The sequence below is a fragment of the Pseudomonas asplenii genome, from assembly GCF_900105475.1.
Classification (GTDB): Bacteria; Pseudomonadota; Gammaproteobacteria; order Pseudomonadales; family Pseudomonadaceae; genus Aquipseudomonas; species Aquipseudomonas asplenii.
In genome coordinates, this window is the sequence record NZ_LT629777.1 from 2,784,010 (window position 1) to 2,798,891 (window position 14,882).

Here is a 14,882-nt window from a genome sequence, read left to right on the forward strand (position 1 = left end):
AGCGAAAGCGATGTTGAGGTTACTGGGCATACTTTCCATTTTCGCTGTTTTGTCAGGCTGCGCCAGTTATGGCACCCGCGCAGTTGGAGTGTCTGACCAGACCGAGCCCTCCAGCGGGACCGTCACGTTCAGTTCGGGGTTGTCTATTCCGGTAATGACCAAGGTCGTGGCCGGGAACCGATTTTTCTATGTTCGCCTACGGATAGGTGATGGGCCTGAAACCAATGTCATTCTTGATACGGGTTCCAATGGTTTACGGGCTGTTTCTGCTGTCGTCCCCCACTCGAACACTTCCGGCAGAAAGCTGGTTTACAGTTTTGAGAGCGGCAGCGAATTGCAGGGCACCCTGGCAAACGAAAGCCTCAGTGCAGGTGGCCGCTCACTGGGAACGGTCCCTGTGCAGGTGGTCAATACATTGCTCTGTACCAAGAACACGCCGAACTGTCCTGTTGCCCAACTCGACCCTGCAACGCCTTTTGTAAAAGGTGTGGATGGCCGCAGCAGCGAGGAGTTTGGTGCAATCATGGGGATTCGGCTGTTTGATCAAGCGGGTAAATGGGTACCCAATCCGCTTGTTGCTGCTGGGTTTGAACGCTGGGTGGTGCAACTCCCTATTGCGGATGATCAGCCTGGCGCGTTGACCCTCGATCCCTCGATGGCCGAGTTGAAAGGTTTTACTCGTCTGAAAGTGGACAAGAATGGCACCGTGGCCGGCTGTCTTAATGTGCGGGGTGGTGCCGAGGTCGCGTGTTCTTCGACCGTTCTCGACAGCGGTGATCCTCATGTTTTTGTGTTCTCGCGTGATGTCGAGCAGCGTGTGTTCACCTCGGGAAAAGCGATGGCACTGGTTCTGTCCGACACAGGCAGTACAGATTCGAAAGTGATATTTAAATTCCTTTCTGAAAAGGTTGGCGCGAAAGGCGGACATGACGTGTTGCTTTATAGACCGGAGGTCGTTTCTACTCGTCCGCTCAAAGCGGCGGAGGCAAAGCCTTATATTAATTCGGGGTACTTGCCCTTTATGCATTACAACTTTCTTTTCGATAATGAAGAGCGGGTTATCGGTCTGCAGAGCCGAACGGGTATCTCTACCAGGCCTTAAACTGTTGGCGCGCATGTGTCCATATCGGTGGCAATAATCCTCGCCTGATCGTTGTCGCCGAACCGTGGACGCGGCGTGCGTTGGTCTTGTGAGAATGCGGTACTCAACCGTAAGTCGGCAGCACGCTGATGCCATGTTGTTTTCAGTTTTTTAAGTAGGAAAAGTTACCACTGTTATTCTCCGAAATACCCCGAAAATACATTGATCCCTCCAGCTTCTTTCCTCTTCCTACACTCACGAAGCCCGCGCGGGTTGACGCGCTGGCTGCGTCATTTTTTGTCGATAAGCTGGATCAGTTGTCAATTGACAACCTTACCTGCGAGAGAGAGACTGGAGGCTATGGATGGCTAGAACAAGGCACCCGATCAAGGCGATCAAGGCGATCAAGGCGATCGAGGAGGCTCTGCAGCACGCGGAGGAACAAGGGTGGCGAATCAGTGTGGGGGGCTCACATGTCTGGGGAAAGATGTATTGCCCACTCAACAGCCAGCAGTTTCGATGCCAGGATCACTGCATCAGTAGTGTTTTCTGTACTCCGCGTAATGCCTTCAGCCATGCCCGCAGGTTGCGTCAGGTGGTGGATGGTTGTGTCATGAACCGTGTTGCTGGCGTTCCCCTGGCCGCATCACCCAAGGAGTAGCACCGTGGAATATGAATTCACGCTGAGATACCAGCTTTCGGAACACAACAATGACCAGGATGCACTGATCGAGCGCCTGTACGAATGGGGTTGTGATGATTCGCTGATCGGCAGCGGAGTCCCGGGGCGGTTGGCCCTGGCGTTTTCCCGGGACGCCGCAAGCGCCGTCCAGGCGCTGCTCAGTGCCTTGCAGGACGTCAAGCGGGCCATTCCCGATGCGCGGCTGATCGAAGTGGTGCCTGACCTGGTCGGGCTCACTGACATTGCCGAGATCGCCGGGGTGTCCCGGCAGAACATCCGCAAGCTCATGCTCAACCATTCGAGCACCTTCCCGCTGGCGGTCCACGAAGGCAGTCCATCGGTCTGGCATCTGGCGCAGGTACTGGAGTGGCTGGATGGCCGGGGTTATGAACTGCAACCCAGGCTGCTGGAGACTGCACGCGCCGCCCAGCAGGTGAACCTCACCAAGGCCGCCAGCAAGCTCGGCACGGTGAGCCCCGAGTTGCTGGCCCTTGTGTTGTGAATGATGGGTTGGCAGCGCCTCAGCGTCGCGCCACATCGGAAAAGTAGAACTTGTCCAACGTATGCCGCGATTCGGTGTACTCGAACTGCCGGCCATCCTGCAGGAAGGTCTGGTTCTTCACCACGATCACGTGACTGGCACCGTCCAGATCCAGATGTTCCTGGTCATCCTTGCCACATCGCATTGCCTCGATGGTGCGCTGGGCGAAGCTGATGTTCAGTTGCAGGGTCTGCTCGATATAGGCGTAGATCGAATGCTCGGCGATCTCGCGGGTCAGGCCGGGGATCAGGTCGACGAGGAAGTGGTTGATGTCGAGGATGATCCGCTTGCCATCGAGCCGCCGTACCCGCTTGATGCAGATCACCCGGCTGCCTGGCTCGCCCAGTAGACGCTCCTGCAGGCCACCTTCCAAGGGAATGTCACTGAACTCCACGACTTCCGTGCCGGTGCTGCCGCCCATGCTCGAATGGGCTTCCTGGAAACTGACGATGCCGCCGAGTTGGAATTCGATCGGGCTGCGGGACAGCACGAACGTCCCCTTGCCGTGGATCTTCTGGGCGAAACCCCGTTCCTGCAACTGCTCGATGGCCTTGCGTACGGTGCCGCGGCTGGCCTGGTAGCGGTCCATCAACTCGGTTTCGGAGGGGAGTCGTGCACCTTTTTCCAATTGCTCGGTGGTGATGCTGGCAAGCAGATCGCTATAGATCTGGTTGTATTTGCTCATGGTGTTCGCTCTGGATCGGAGTTCGTCCGCTAACAGCGTAGCGAACGGGGGAGCCCAAGGGATGGAACCTTAAGGGCAGGTCGAGGCTTTGTCTATTTGTCGAATCTTTTAACAATATATCGCAGACTCGTCTGTACGAGTTGTTGCCTTAACTCGTACAGACGAGTATTTTCTGTCCTGTGCTGCGACAACCTCCAATAACAATCAGCGCGGAAGAGAAACCATGAGCCACGACTATCCGAATATCGCCCGCGAGCTGCTGCAGAGCCTCGGCGGTGCCGACAACCTCGAACAGGCCGCCCACTGTGTCACCCGTTTGCGGCTGGCGCTCAAGGACCCGAACAAGGTCGACAAGAGCGCCCTGTCGGCGATCGATCTGGTCAAGGGCTCATTCTTCACCGGCGGCCTGTTCCAGATCGTCATCGGCCCAGGCGAGGTGGAAAGGGTTTACGCCGCGCTGCGTGAGGTCACCGGTCTGGCGGCGTCGACCATCGCCGACGTGAAGCAGGCCGGGGTCGACAAGAGCAACGCTTTGCAACGCCTGGTGCGGGTGTTCTCCGATGTGTTCATGCCGATCCTGCCGGCGCTGATCATCGCCGGCCTGCTGATGGGGGTGAACAACCTCATGGGCGCCAGTGGCATGTTCATCGAGGGCAAGACGCTGCTTGAGGCCTACCCGTCGCTGGAGGGGCTGTGGAGCCTGATCAACCTCATGGCCAACACCGCCTTCGTGTTCCTGCCGGCGCTGGTCGGCTGGTCGGCAGCCAAGCGTTTCGGCGGCAGTGAGATCCTCGGTATCGTGCTCGGCCTGATGCTGGTCCACCCTGATCTGCTCAACGCCTGGAACTACGGCAAGGCGGTCGCCGGCCTCGACGGCCAGAGCCTGCCGTACTTCGATATCTTCGGCTGGTTCCGGATCGAGAAGGTCGGCTACCAGGGGCAGATCCTGCCGATTCTCATGGCTGCGTACGTCATGAGCGTGATCGAGAAATGGCTGCGGGCACGGGTACCGAATGCCATTCAACTGCTGGTGGTACCGATCACCACCATTGTCGTCACTGGCGTCCTGGCCCTGGCGATCATCGGTCCGGTGACCCGTCACCTGGGTATTCTGATCACTGAAGGCATGGTCTGGCTGTTCGATGTGGCCCCGGCGCTGGGTGGTGCGGTGTTCGGCCTGTTGTATGCGCCGCTGGTGATCACGGGCATGCATCACATGTTTCTTGCGGTGGACCTGCAACTGATCTCCGGTCATGGCGGTACCTTCATCTGGCCAATGATCGTGATGTCCAACCTGGCACAGGGCAGCGCGGCCCTCGCGGTGTTCTACATGAGCCGCAATGCACGAGATCGCAGCATGGCCTCGACCTCGGCGATTTCCGCCTACTTCGGCATCACGGAGCCGGCGATGTTTGGCGTCAACCTGCGCTACAAATTCCCCTTCTATGCCGCATTGGCCGGCTCGGCGATCGCCTGCGTGTTCCTGTCTCTGAACAAGGTCCTGGCCTCGGCCATCGGGGTTGGTGGCTTGCCGGGATTCATCTCGATCGTCCCGCACTCCATCACGGTATTCATCGTCGGCATGGCTGTCGCGATGCTCGTGCCCTTTGCGCTCACCTGTGCGTTGAGCCTGAAAATCGTGCGGCCAGGCTATCGCGTCGCCTGATACCCACTCTACCGACGACAAGGGAATCTCCATGCAAGACTGGCAACGTTCGGTGATCTACCAGATCTACCCGAAGAGCTTTCACAGCCATGCAGGTTTGGCGACTGGCGATCTGTTGGGGGTGGTCGACAAACTCGACTACCTGCGGTGGCTGGGTGTCGACTGCCTGTGGCTCACGCCGTTCCTGCGCTCGCCGCAGCGCGATAATGGTTATGACATCAGCGATTACTATGCCGTAGACCCGATCTACGGGACCATGGCCGATTGCGAGTTGCTTATAGCCGAGGCCGGCCAGCGCGGGATCCGGCTGATGCTCGACATCGTGGTCAACCACACCTCCATCGAGCATGCCTGGTTCCAGCAGGCCCGCAGCAGCCTGGACAACCCGTATCGCGACTTCTACATCTGGCGCGACCAGCCGAACAACTGGCAATCGAAGTTCGGTGGCAATGCCTGGGAGTACGAGGCACAAACCGGCCAGTACTACCTGCACCTGTTCGATCACACCCAGGCTGACCTGAACTGGGACAATCCCAGGGTGCGCGAAGAGGTCTTCAGGATGATGCGCTTCTGGCGCGACAAGGGTGTGGGCGGTTTCCGCCTGGACGTGATCAACCTGATCTCCAAGCCAGCGGACTTTCCCGAAGATGCCTCCGATGGGCGGCGCTTCTATACCGATGGGCCGAACGTTCACCGGTATCTGCAGCAAATGCACCGGGAAGTGTTTGCCGGCCATGACCTGATCAATGTCGGCGAAATGTCCTCCACCAGCCTGGAGCACTGCATCCGCTACTCGCGACCGGAGTCGCAAGAGTTGTCGATGACCTTCAACTTCCATCACCTGAAGGTCGATTACCCGAACATGGAAAAGTGGGTGCGGGCCGATTTCGACTTTCTCGAACTCAAGCGCATCCTCTCCGATTGGCAACTGGGCATGCAGGCTGGTGGCGGTTGGAACGCCTTGTTCTGGTGTAACCACGACCAGCCGCGAGTGGTCTCTCGCTTTGGCGACGACGGCGAGTATCGCGTGCGTTCGGCCAAGATGCTTGCCACCGCGCTGCACTTTCTCCAGGGCACGCCCTACATCTATCAGGGCGAAGAACTGGGCATGACCAACCCGGGTTTCGAACACATCGACCAGTACCGCGACGTCGAGACCCTGAATATTCATCGCATCCAGCGCGAGGCTGGCCAATCGCCGGAGCAGAGCATGGCGGCGATCATGCAGAAGTCCCGTGATAACGCTCGTACGCCGATGCAATGGAATGCCGGTCCGAATGCCGGCTTCAGTACGGCGCAGCCGTGGATCGGCGTGCCCTCGAATGCAGCCTGGATCAATGTCGAGCAGCAGCTTGAGGATCCGGATTCGGTGCTGCATCACTACCGCCGCCTGGTGGCGTTGCGGCGCAGCGAGGCACTGATGGTCGAAGGCGTCTACCGCCAACTGCTACCTGAGCATCCGCAGGTCTGGGCCTATGTGCGCGAAGGCCGGTGCGAGCGTCTGCTGGTGGTCAACAACTTCTACGCCGACAGCTGCGAGATCGTTCTGCCGACGGGAATTTTCGGGGCAGGGCAGCAGCGCCTGTTGATCGGCAACTACGCGGATTGTCCGGTCCGCGGGCGGGAAATGTTCCTGCGGCCCTATGAGTCTTTTGCGTTGTATCTGTCAGAAAAATAGGAAACGTCGTTCATCAACTGCAGTTTTCAGTAGGTCGTATCGCGGCAGGTCGCACCCGACAATCGAGCACGGATCACAATAAAAACAATGGGAACGGGGGATTCATGAAAACAATAATAAATAGAGGTCTGTTGGTGTCCTGTGTCTGTCTCGGGCTGCCGTTTCCGGCTCAAGCCCTGGAGTTCGCCGGATACCTGCGCAGCGGGATTGGCGGCTCGACCAGTGGCGGCCAGCAAAGCTGTTTCCAGTTGCCGGGGGCACCCTCCAAGTACCGCCTGGGCAACGAATGCGAACAGTATGCCGAACTGGAACTGCGTCAGGACCTGCTGACCCTTGATGACGGCTCGGTATTGAGTGTCGACGCCATGGCCTCGCTGTACAACCGTTATGGCCGCAACCTGAGCTTCGATGGCGAGAACGGCTCGGCACGTATGCCGCAGATGTATGCCCAGTGGTCCAATCTGCCGTCGCTCAATGGCGGCTCGTTGTGGGCCGGGCGGCGCTACTACAAACGCAACGACATCCATATTTCCGACTTCTACTACTGGAACCAGAGCGCCACCGGTGGCGGCATCGAGGATGTGCGGATCGGCGATCTCAAGTACAGCTATGCCTTCTCGCGCAAGGACAACCTGTACCAGAAGGACTACCTCAATCGCCATGACTTCAACGTCGCGGGTTTCAAGAGCAATCTCGATGGCGAGCTGGAGTTCGGTTTCAGCTACATCGATGCGCCTCGGCGCAGCGATACCCACCAGGGCTGGGCGGTCACCGCGCAACACGTGCAGGCGAATTTCCTGGGTGGCAAGAACAAGTTCGCCCTGCAATACGGTGAGGGGCCGGGGACCGGCCTGGGTTATACCGGCGACCCACGGCTGGACACCAGCAGCAAGAGCTACCGGGCGGTGGAGTTCTTCGACTGGCAACTGACGCCGCGTTTTGGCGGTCAGGTCGAGGCGGTGTACCAGAAGGACATCCGTCCCGACGGCCAGGATCAGAACTGGATTTCCCTGGGAATACGTCCGGCCTATGCGCTCACCGAGCAGTTCAAGCTGGTCACCGAGCTGGGGCACGATCAGATCGAGGCGCCAGGCGGTACCCGCAAGCTCAGCAAGTTCACCTTCGCGCCCACCTGGTCGCCCAAGGGCCCGGATTTCTGGGCACGCCCCGAGGTTCGCCTCTACTACACCTACGCCCGTTGGAACGAAGCGGCAAGACGCGCCGCCAACGAGCTTGCGGCCGGTTCCGCACTGTCCGACAGCGGGGCATTCGGCAATGCGCTGCACGGCTCCAACGTCGGTGTGCAGGTCGAGTACTGGTGGAAGTAAGTCCATGCCGTGGGGGCGAGCGTCTCCTTGGCACGTCTGAGAATAACGATAAAAGGTGATGTCATGACCACAACCCCTTCCCTGGAGCTGCTTGCACCGCTGTCCGGGGTGCTGATGCGACTGGACCAGGTGCCTGATCCGGTATTCTCCGGCCGGCTGATCGGCGATGGTGTGTGCATTGATCCGACGTCCAGTGTGCTCTGTGCGCCCCTGGCCGGGGTGGTCAGCAATCTCCAGGACAGCGGGCACGCCATCAGCATTACCGACGAGCGCGGCGTGCAGGTGTTGATGCATATTGGCCTGGACACCGTGAATCTGGCGGGCAAGGGTTTTACTGCCAAGGTTGCTCAAGGCGAGCGGGTCGAGACGGGACAGGCCCTGATCGAATTCGATGCCGACTACCTGGCATTGCATGCCCGCAGCCTGTTGACGCTGGTGCTGGTGGTCAGTGGCGAACCCTTCACGCTGGCGGACACGCTGCAGGATACGGTCGACAATGGTCAGCCGCTGCTGCACCTGGGGCTATCGGCGCCCACTGACGAACCGTTGCCGCAGGAGCAGGGCGAGGCGCTGTTTTCCAGGGTGCTGATCCTGCTCAATGCCAATGGCCTGCATGCCCGCCCGGCAGCGGTGTTGGCGCAGGCCGCGAAAGGTTTTCGCGCCAGTATTCAGTTGCACAAGGGGCCGACCAGCGCCAATGCAAAGTCGCTGGTGGCGATCATGGCCTTGCAGACCGCCCTGGGTGATGCCTTGCAGATCAGTGCGGTGGGTGAGGACGCACAGGCCGCTATCGATGCGTTGGTGCCGCTGATTGTCGACGGTTGCGGCGAAACCATCACGGCCGACACGGTCCTGGAAACCTTCAGTGCTCCCGAGGAGGCGGCTCTGACCTTGCTGCGGGGTGTCTGCGCTTCGCCGGGGGCGGCGTTCGGCCGTGTCGTGCAACTGTCCGAACCGCCGCTGAGTATTCAGGAAGCGGGGAATGGCGTGGCTCATGAGACTGCGCTTCTGGACCATGCGTTGGAACAGGCAACCCTGGCCTTGCAGGCGTTGCGCGACTGCGCGGTGGACAGTGCTCAGCTCGGCATCTTCCAGGCTCACCAGGAGTTGCTGGAAGACCCGGAACTGTTGGAGCGGGCCCGCTCGTTGCTGGCGCAGGGCAAGAGCGCGGCGTTTGCCTGGCGTACCGCCACCGATGAAACGGCGGACTTGTTCCGGCTGCTTGGCAATGACTTGCTCGTCGAGCGCGCCCTGGACCTGGTGGATGTCGGCCTGCGGGTGCTCAGGGTGATACTGGGTGTCGAGGAACGTGTAGCGGAACTGCCGGACGATAGCATCCTGATCGCCGACCAGCTCACCCCGTCACAGACCGCTGGCCTGGATACCCGTCGGGTACTGGGCTTCGCCACGGTCGGCGGGGGTGCCACCAGCCATGTCGCGATCCTCGCCCGGGCCTCCGGTCTGCCGGCGTTGTGTGGGCTGCCGGCGCAGGTGCTGGATGTCGCCAATGGCACCCAGGTATTGCTCGACGCCGATCTCGGACAGTTGCACCTCAAGCCCGAGGAGGCGGACGTCCAGCAACTGCTGGTCAAGCGTCAGCAGCAGCGTGAACGCCGTCAGCGCGACAGTGAGCTGTCCCATCAGCCAGCCTTCACTCGCGACGGTCGACAGATCGAGGTGACGGCCAATGTCGCCTCGCTGGAGGAGGTCGAACAGTCCCTGGCGCTTGGCGGCGAAGGCGTCGGTTTGTTGCGCTCGGAATTCCTCTATCTGGAGCGCAGCCACGCGCCGAGTGTCGAGGAGCAAGGGACGACCTACTCGGCGATTGCCCGGGCCCTGGGACCGGCGCGTAACCTGGTGGTGCGCACCCTCGACGTCGGGGGCGACAAACCCCTGGCCTATGTGCCGATGGAGAGTGAAGCCAACCCGTTTCTCGGCATGCGCGGCATTCGCTTGTGCCTGCAGCGCCCCGAGCTGCTGCGTCAGCAATTGCGGGCGATTCTCGCCTGTGCCGGGCATGCCCGGCTGCATATCATGTTGCCGATGATCACCCAGTTGGCCGAGTTGCGTCAGGCCCGTCTGCTGCTGGCCGAAGAGGCCCGAGCGTTGGGCATCGCCGAACCGCCGAAGCTGGGCATCATGATCGAGGTGCCTGCGGCGGCGCTGATGGCCGATCTGTTCGCCCCCGAGGTGGACTTCTTTTCCATCGGCACCAATGACCTGACCCAATACACCCTGGCGATGGACCGCGATCATCCGCAACTGGCCTGCCAGGCCGACAGCCTGCACCCGGCGGTGCTGCGGCTGGTCGCCGGTACCGTCAAGGCCGCCCATGCCCATGGCAAGTGGGTGGGCGTTTGTGGCGCACTGGCCTCCGAGGTGCTGGCGGTGCCGGCGCTGCTCGGACTGGGGGTAGATGAACTGTCGGTCAGCGTGCCGTTGATCCCGTCGATCAAGGCGGCGATACGTGAGGTCAGATTGCAAGAGTGCCAGGCGCTGGCGCAGCGAATTCTCGCTCAGGAAAGCGCGGAGCAGGTCCGCGAACTGCTGCGTCATCATCAACAATCGACGGCAGGTGTGCCGGTCCTGGAGCACTGAACATGTTCGAAACATTCACGCGGGCATTCTGGAAGGCGCTGACCCCGGACCTGGTCGCCGAGCCGCCGGTGGCCGTGACCAGGCCCGACGCGGCGCCGCCAACTGCGGCACTGGCTGAGCCGGTCCTGGCGGCGCTGGGTGGTCAGGACAATCTCAAGTCCCTTCAGCGAGTCGCGCTGACGCGCTGGCGAATCGAGCTGCACGATGCCCGGCAGATCGATCAGGCGGCGCTGCGTAGCGCGGGCGTACCGGGGGTAATGGCCTTGTCCGGTGGCGTGGTTCATCTATTGGTGGGGCTGGGTTGACGCTTGGGTCTTGCGGCTCATTGCCGCCCCGGCCTTACCGTTTCCCAACTGCGGGTGTATCGTATTCGCCTTTTGCGGGCCGTGGGCTTGCGGCTGATTCGGTGAGGTGGTTGGGTTCATGTCTTTTTCCCGTCGACAAATACTCGGTGGCCTGGTCGGCCTTGCGGGAGTGGGTGTAGGAGCCGGTGGGGCTTCGCGCTACTGGCTCGGGAAAATGGCCGATGCCGAGGCCGGGCATGACTATGAACTGATCGCCGCACCGCTGGACGTCGAGCTGGTAGCCGGACACCAGACCCCGGCCTGGGCCTTCGGGCCTACGGCACCGGGCACCGAACTGCGGGTGCGCCAGGGTGAATGGTTGCGGGTGCGGTTCATCAACCATCTGCCGGTGGCGACCACCATTCACTGGCACGGCATCCGCCTGCCACTGGAGATGGACGGCGTCCCGTACGTTTCGCAACTACCGGTGTTACCCGGCGAGTATTTCGACTACAAATTCCGCGTGCCGGATGCCGGCAGCTACTGGTACCACCCGCATGTCAGCAGTAGCGAGGAGTTGGGCCGTGGGCTGGTCGGGCCGCTGATCATCGAGGAGCGCGAACCCACCGGTTTTCGTTACGAGCGTACCGTCAGCCTGAAAAGCTGGCATGTCGACGAAGAGGGCGCCTTCGTGCCGTTCAGCATCCCCCGCGAGGCCGCTCGTGGCGGCACGGCGGGACGCCTGTCGACGATCAATGGTGTGCCGCAGGCCGTGGTCGACCTGCCGGCCGGGCAGATTACCCGCGTGCGTCTGCTCAATCTCGATAACACCGTGACCTACCGCATCAACATTCCTGATGCCGAGGCGCAGATCTATGCCCTGGACGGCAACCCCGTCGAACCTAGGCCCTTGGGCAAGGAATATTGGCTTGGTCCCGGTATGCGCATCTGCCTGGCGATCAAGGCACCGGCGGCGGGCGAAGAACTGGCCCTGCGCAACGGTCCGGTTCGGCTCGGCACTTTCCGCTCGGTGGCCAATACCGACGCGCCGAGCCCATGGCCGCCGGCGTTGCTGCCCAATCCGATTGCCGAGCCGGACCTGGCCAATGCCGAAAAGCTCAACTTCAATTTCGAATGGGTTGGCTCGGTTTCGGTGAACGTCGATAATGGCAAGCCGCCCAGCCTCTGGCAGATCAACGGCAAGGCCTGGGACATCACCGACAAGACCTGCGCCGATCGGCCCATCGCCAAGCTGGAGAAGGGCAAGAGCTACATTTTCGAACTGAAGAACATGACCCAGTACCAACATCCGATCCACTTGCACGGCATGAGTTTCAAGGTGCTTGCCTCGAACCGTCGGACGATCATCCCGTACTTTACCGACACCTTTCTGCTGGGCAAGAACGAACGCGCCCAGGTCGCCCTGGTGGCCGATAACCCGGGTGTGTGGATGTTCCATTGCCATGTGATCGATCATATGGAAACCGGCCTGATGGCCGCCATCGAGGTGGCGTGATGCGGCAGATTCGTCCCGCCGCGATCATCGATCGCAGCCGCGACCAGGACTTCATGCGCGAGGCATTGACGCTGGCGGCCCAGGGCGCAGCGCTGGGTGAAGTGCCGGTGGGCGCAGTGCTGGTCCAGGGCGGTGAGATCATTGGACGGGGCTTCAATTGTCCGATCAGCGGCAGCGACCCGAGCGCCCATGCCGAGATGGTCGCCATCCGTGCGGCGGCGCAGGCCGCGAGCAACTACCGGCTGCCGGGCAGCACGCTCTACGTGACCCTGGAACCGTGCAGCATGTGCGCCGGGCTGATTGTCCATTCGCGGATCGCCAGGGTGGTCTACGGTGCTCTGGAGCCCAAGGCCGGGGTGGTGCAGAGTCAGGGGCAGTTCTTCACCCAGGGCTTTCTCAACCACCGGGTGCTGTTCGAGGGTGGGGTGCTTGGCGAGGAGTGCGGGACCCTTCTCAGCGAATTCTTCAAGGCTCGTCGCAGCAAGGCCTGACTGGCCCTTGTGGCAACTGTGCTTGCGTGGCGAGCGGGCTCAGTTGCCTATGAGCCTGGTTGGCAGACAAGCCCATTTGTCACACAAACCAGCCGGCCACAGGCCTACTTGCGGGCGACGATCACCGCGCGCATCGGCGCCGGCAAGCCTTCGATGGTCTTGCTATGGTCGGTTGGATCAAGGAAGTCGCTCAAGGACTGGTACTTCATCCACTCGGTCCCGCGCTGTTCCTCGACGCTGGTGACGCTCACGTCCACGCAGCGCACCTCGCTGAACCCGGCCCGCCGCAACCAGCGTTCCAGTGCCGGGACCGACGGCAGGAACCAGACATTACGCATCTGCGCGTAGCGGTCCTCGGGCACCAGCACCTGGTTCACATCGCCACCAATCACCAGGGTCTCCAATACCAGTTCGCCACCTTTGACCAGGCAGTCCTTCAACGCCAGCAGGTGTTCGATGGGCGAACGCCGATGGTAGAACACCCCCATGGAAAACACCGTGTCGAAACCTTCCAGGTTGGCCGGCAGGTCCTCGAACGGGAACGGCAGGTGCCAGGCTGCGCTCTGCGCCAGGTAGCGCTGCACCGCCTGGAACTGACAGAAGAACAGCCAGTTCGGGTCGACGCCGATCACCGTGTCGGCACCGGCACCGAGCATGCGCCACATGTAGTAGCCGTTGCCGCAACCGACATCGAGGATACGCTTGCCCTTGAGGTCCAGATGCGGGGCGACCCGTGACCACTTCCAGTCCGAACGCCATTCGGTGTCGACATGCACCCCGAACAGGTCGAACGGTCCCTTGCGCCACGGGCTCAGCCCCATCAGTGCGCTGCGCACCTGGGCCCGGGTCGCGTCGTCACAGTCGCTGTCCAGGGTCAGGCCGTTCAACAGGTCGATTGTCGTCGGCGTCAATGGCGGCAGCGCATCGAGAGCACCCTGCCAGCGCTCCAGGTCGCCGTGGCCTTTTTCCAGCCGGGTATCGAGCCGGGCTTGCAGGCTGTTGGCCCATTCGGCCAGGGGAGTACGTGCCAGACGGCTGGCGAGGGGGGACAGATCAATCATGGCAGGGCAATCAACGAGGCAAAGTTAAGACACTGGAACCAGGGCACGACTTTCGAGAAACCCGCCGCCAGCAGGCGTTCGCGGTGTTCTTCGAGGCTGTCGGGTTTCATCACGTTTTCGATGGCACTGCGTTTCTGGGCGATCTCCAGTTCGCTGTAGCCGTTGGCACGCTTGAAGGCGATATGCAGGTCGGTGAGCAGTGTGTGTTCCTCGGCATCGTTGAAGCGCAGCTTCTCCGAGAGGATCAATGCACCACCGGGCAGCAGCGCCTGGCGGATGCGGCCGAGCAGTGCCAGGCGCTGTTCGGGCGCGATGAACTGCAGGGTGAAGTTCAGCGCCACCACCGAGGCCGGCTGGAACTCCAGGGCAAGGATATCGCCTTCGATCACCTCCACCGGCAACAATTCCTGGAACATCGAGTCCTGGCCGTTGAGGTATTGGCGGCAGCGCTCGACCATCGCCGCGGAGTTATCCACTGCGATCACCCTGCAGCCGTCGCTGCGCACATGCCGGCGTAGCGCCTGGGTCACCGCGCCGAGGGAGCTGCCCAGATCGTAGAGCACGCTGCCCGGCTGGGCGAACTCGGCAGCGAGCACACCGAGGTTCTCGACGATGGTCGGGTAACCGGGAACGGAACGCTTGATCATGTCCGGGAACACCCGCACCACATCTTCGTTGAAGGCGAAGTCCGGCACCTGGGCCAGGGGCTGGGCGAAAAGGCGATCGGGGTCTTTGCTCACGGCGATTCCGGCGACAATCGAAAAAGGGTCGGCATTTTAGCCAAGTTGGCGCCGGGATGCGCGGTTTGTCGGATAAAGCGCTGTGATGGGCATTGCTGCCTTGAATCAACCACGGCCTGTCAGTTCACCACGATAGGGCAGTCGAAACTTTCCGCTGGCGGGACTTCCGGTTCCCAGGGTTGCTGATAGGTCAGGCGCAGGCGGCCGGTGCCGCTGGCGAAGGCCTGGAAGCGCCAGGTCGATTGGCCGGCGGCGCCGATCACATCGCTGTTTTCCGGGGTGTGGTAGACCTCCGGGCCCAGGCTTTTCAGCACGCCGCCAGCGGAGTCCTGGATGGCCCAGCGATAACCTGTGGTGGGATTGCTCGGCAGGCTGAGGATCATGTTCTGCCCGGTCTTGAGCTGCATCGGGCATTCGCTCTGGTTTTCCAGGGTCACGTTCTGGCGCGGTTGCTGCACGCAGGCGGTGAGTAGCACAAGGCTTAACGGAAGCAACAAACGAGTCGCGGTCATAGTGTCTCCAATCATTACA

13 protein-coding genes are annotated in these 14,882 nt (G+C 61.3%); 9 read left to right on the forward strand and 4 right to left on the reverse strand.

Annotation, left to right across the window (positions count from 1 at the left end; genetic code table 11):
• Positions 1-10 precede the first annotated feature (10 nt).
• Both BLU37_RS12730 and BLU37_RS12740 read left to right on the forward strand, forming a co-directional pair.
• Complete coding sequence (locus BLU37_RS12730) at positions 11-1,102, forward strand: hypothetical protein (protein WP_090205336.1); 1,092 nt, start codon at positions 11-13, stop codon at positions 1,100-1,102.
• Between the two features lie 644 nt (positions 1,103-1,746).
• A complete protein-coding gene (locus tag BLU37_RS12740; RefSeq protein ID WP_010450243.1) occupies positions 1,747-2,265 on the forward strand; it encodes a helix-turn-helix transcriptional regulator in 519 nt (172 codons plus the stop codon).
• A gap of 19 nt (positions 2,266-2,284) precedes the next feature.
• Here BLU37_RS12740 and treR read toward each other — a convergent pair whose 3' ends face one another.
• Positions 2,285-2,989: a trehalose operon repressor gene (treR, locus tag BLU37_RS12745; RefSeq protein WP_090205341.1), complete on the reverse strand. Its 705-nt coding sequence runs from the start codon at positions 2,987-2,989 to the stop codon at positions 2,285-2,287.
• A gap of 223 nt (positions 2,990-3,212) precedes the next feature.
• Here treR and treP point away from each other — a divergent pair, with 223 nt between their 5' ends.
• The 7 genes from treP to tadA all read left to right on the forward strand — a co-directional run bounded on the left by treP (position 3,213) and on the right by tadA (position 12,550).
• A complete protein-coding gene (gene treP / locus BLU37_RS12750; RefSeq protein ID WP_090205344.1) occupies positions 3,213-4,655 on the forward strand; it encodes a PTS system trehalose-specific EIIBC component in 1,443 nt (480 codons plus the stop codon).
• Between the two features lie 31 nt (positions 4,656-4,686).
• Complete coding sequence (treC, locus tag BLU37_RS12755; protein WP_090205347.1) at positions 4,687-6,333, forward strand: alpha,alpha-phosphotrehalase; 1,647 nt, start codon at positions 4,687-4,689, stop codon at positions 6,331-6,333.
• 104 nt (positions 6,334-6,437) lie between these two features.
• Entirely contained in the window at positions 6,438-7,661 is a 1,224-nt protein-coding gene (locus BLU37_RS12760) for a maltoporin (protein WP_090205350.1), read from the forward strand.
• Positions 7,662-7,724: 63 nt separating this feature from the next.
• Positions 7,725-10,259 carry a phosphoenolpyruvate--protein phosphotransferase gene (gene ptsP / locus BLU37_RS12765; protein WP_090205352.1) on the forward strand — a complete coding sequence of 845 codons (2,535 nt, stop codon included), beginning with the start codon at positions 7,725-7,727 and terminating at the stop codon, positions 10,257-10,259.
• A gap of 2 nt (positions 10,260-10,261) precedes the next feature.
• Positions 10,262-10,564: a PTS transporter subunit EIIB gene (locus BLU37_RS12770; RefSeq protein WP_090205355.1), complete on the forward strand. Its 303-nt coding sequence runs from the start codon at positions 10,262-10,264 to the stop codon at positions 10,562-10,564.
• A 118-nt stretch (positions 10,565-10,682) separates the two neighbouring features.
• Positions 10,683-12,059 (forward strand): multicopper oxidase family protein, encoded by a 1,377-nt coding sequence (locus BLU37_RS12775; protein ID WP_090205358.1) that lies wholly within the window; start codon positions 10,683-10,685, stop codon positions 12,057-12,059.
• The gene (tadA, locus tag BLU37_RS12780) at positions 12,059-12,550 is read left to right on the forward strand and encodes a tRNA adenosine(34) deaminase TadA (protein WP_010450258.1); all 492 of its coding nucleotides are present in this window, start codon (positions 12,059-12,061) and stop codon (positions 12,548-12,550) included. Before BLU37_RS12775 ends, tadA begins: the two co-directional genes overlap by 1 nt.
• Before the next feature lie 104 nt (positions 12,551-12,654).
• Here tadA and cmoB read toward each other — a convergent pair whose 3' ends face one another.
• The 3 genes from cmoB to BLU37_RS12795 form a co-directional block, all read right to left on the reverse strand.
• On the reverse strand, positions 12,655-13,611 hold the full coding sequence (gene cmoB / locus BLU37_RS12785) for a tRNA 5-methoxyuridine(34)/uridine 5-oxyacetic acid(34) synthase CmoB (protein ID WP_010450259.1): 957 nt from the start codon (positions 13,609-13,611) through the stop codon (positions 12,655-12,657).
• Positions 13,608-14,351 (reverse strand): carboxy-S-adenosyl-L-methionine synthase CmoA, encoded by a 744-nt coding sequence (gene cmoA / locus BLU37_RS12790; RefSeq protein WP_090205362.1) that lies wholly within the window; start codon positions 14,349-14,351, stop codon positions 13,608-13,610. Before cmoA ends, cmoB begins: the two co-directional genes overlap by 4 nt.
• A gap of 119 nt (positions 14,352-14,470) precedes the next feature.
• The gene (locus BLU37_RS12795; RefSeq protein WP_090205365.1) at positions 14,471-14,863 is read right to left on the reverse strand and encodes a protease inhibitor I42 family protein; all 393 of its coding nucleotides are present in this window, start codon (positions 14,861-14,863) and stop codon (positions 14,471-14,473) included.
• Positions 14,864-14,882 lie beyond the last annotated feature (19 nt).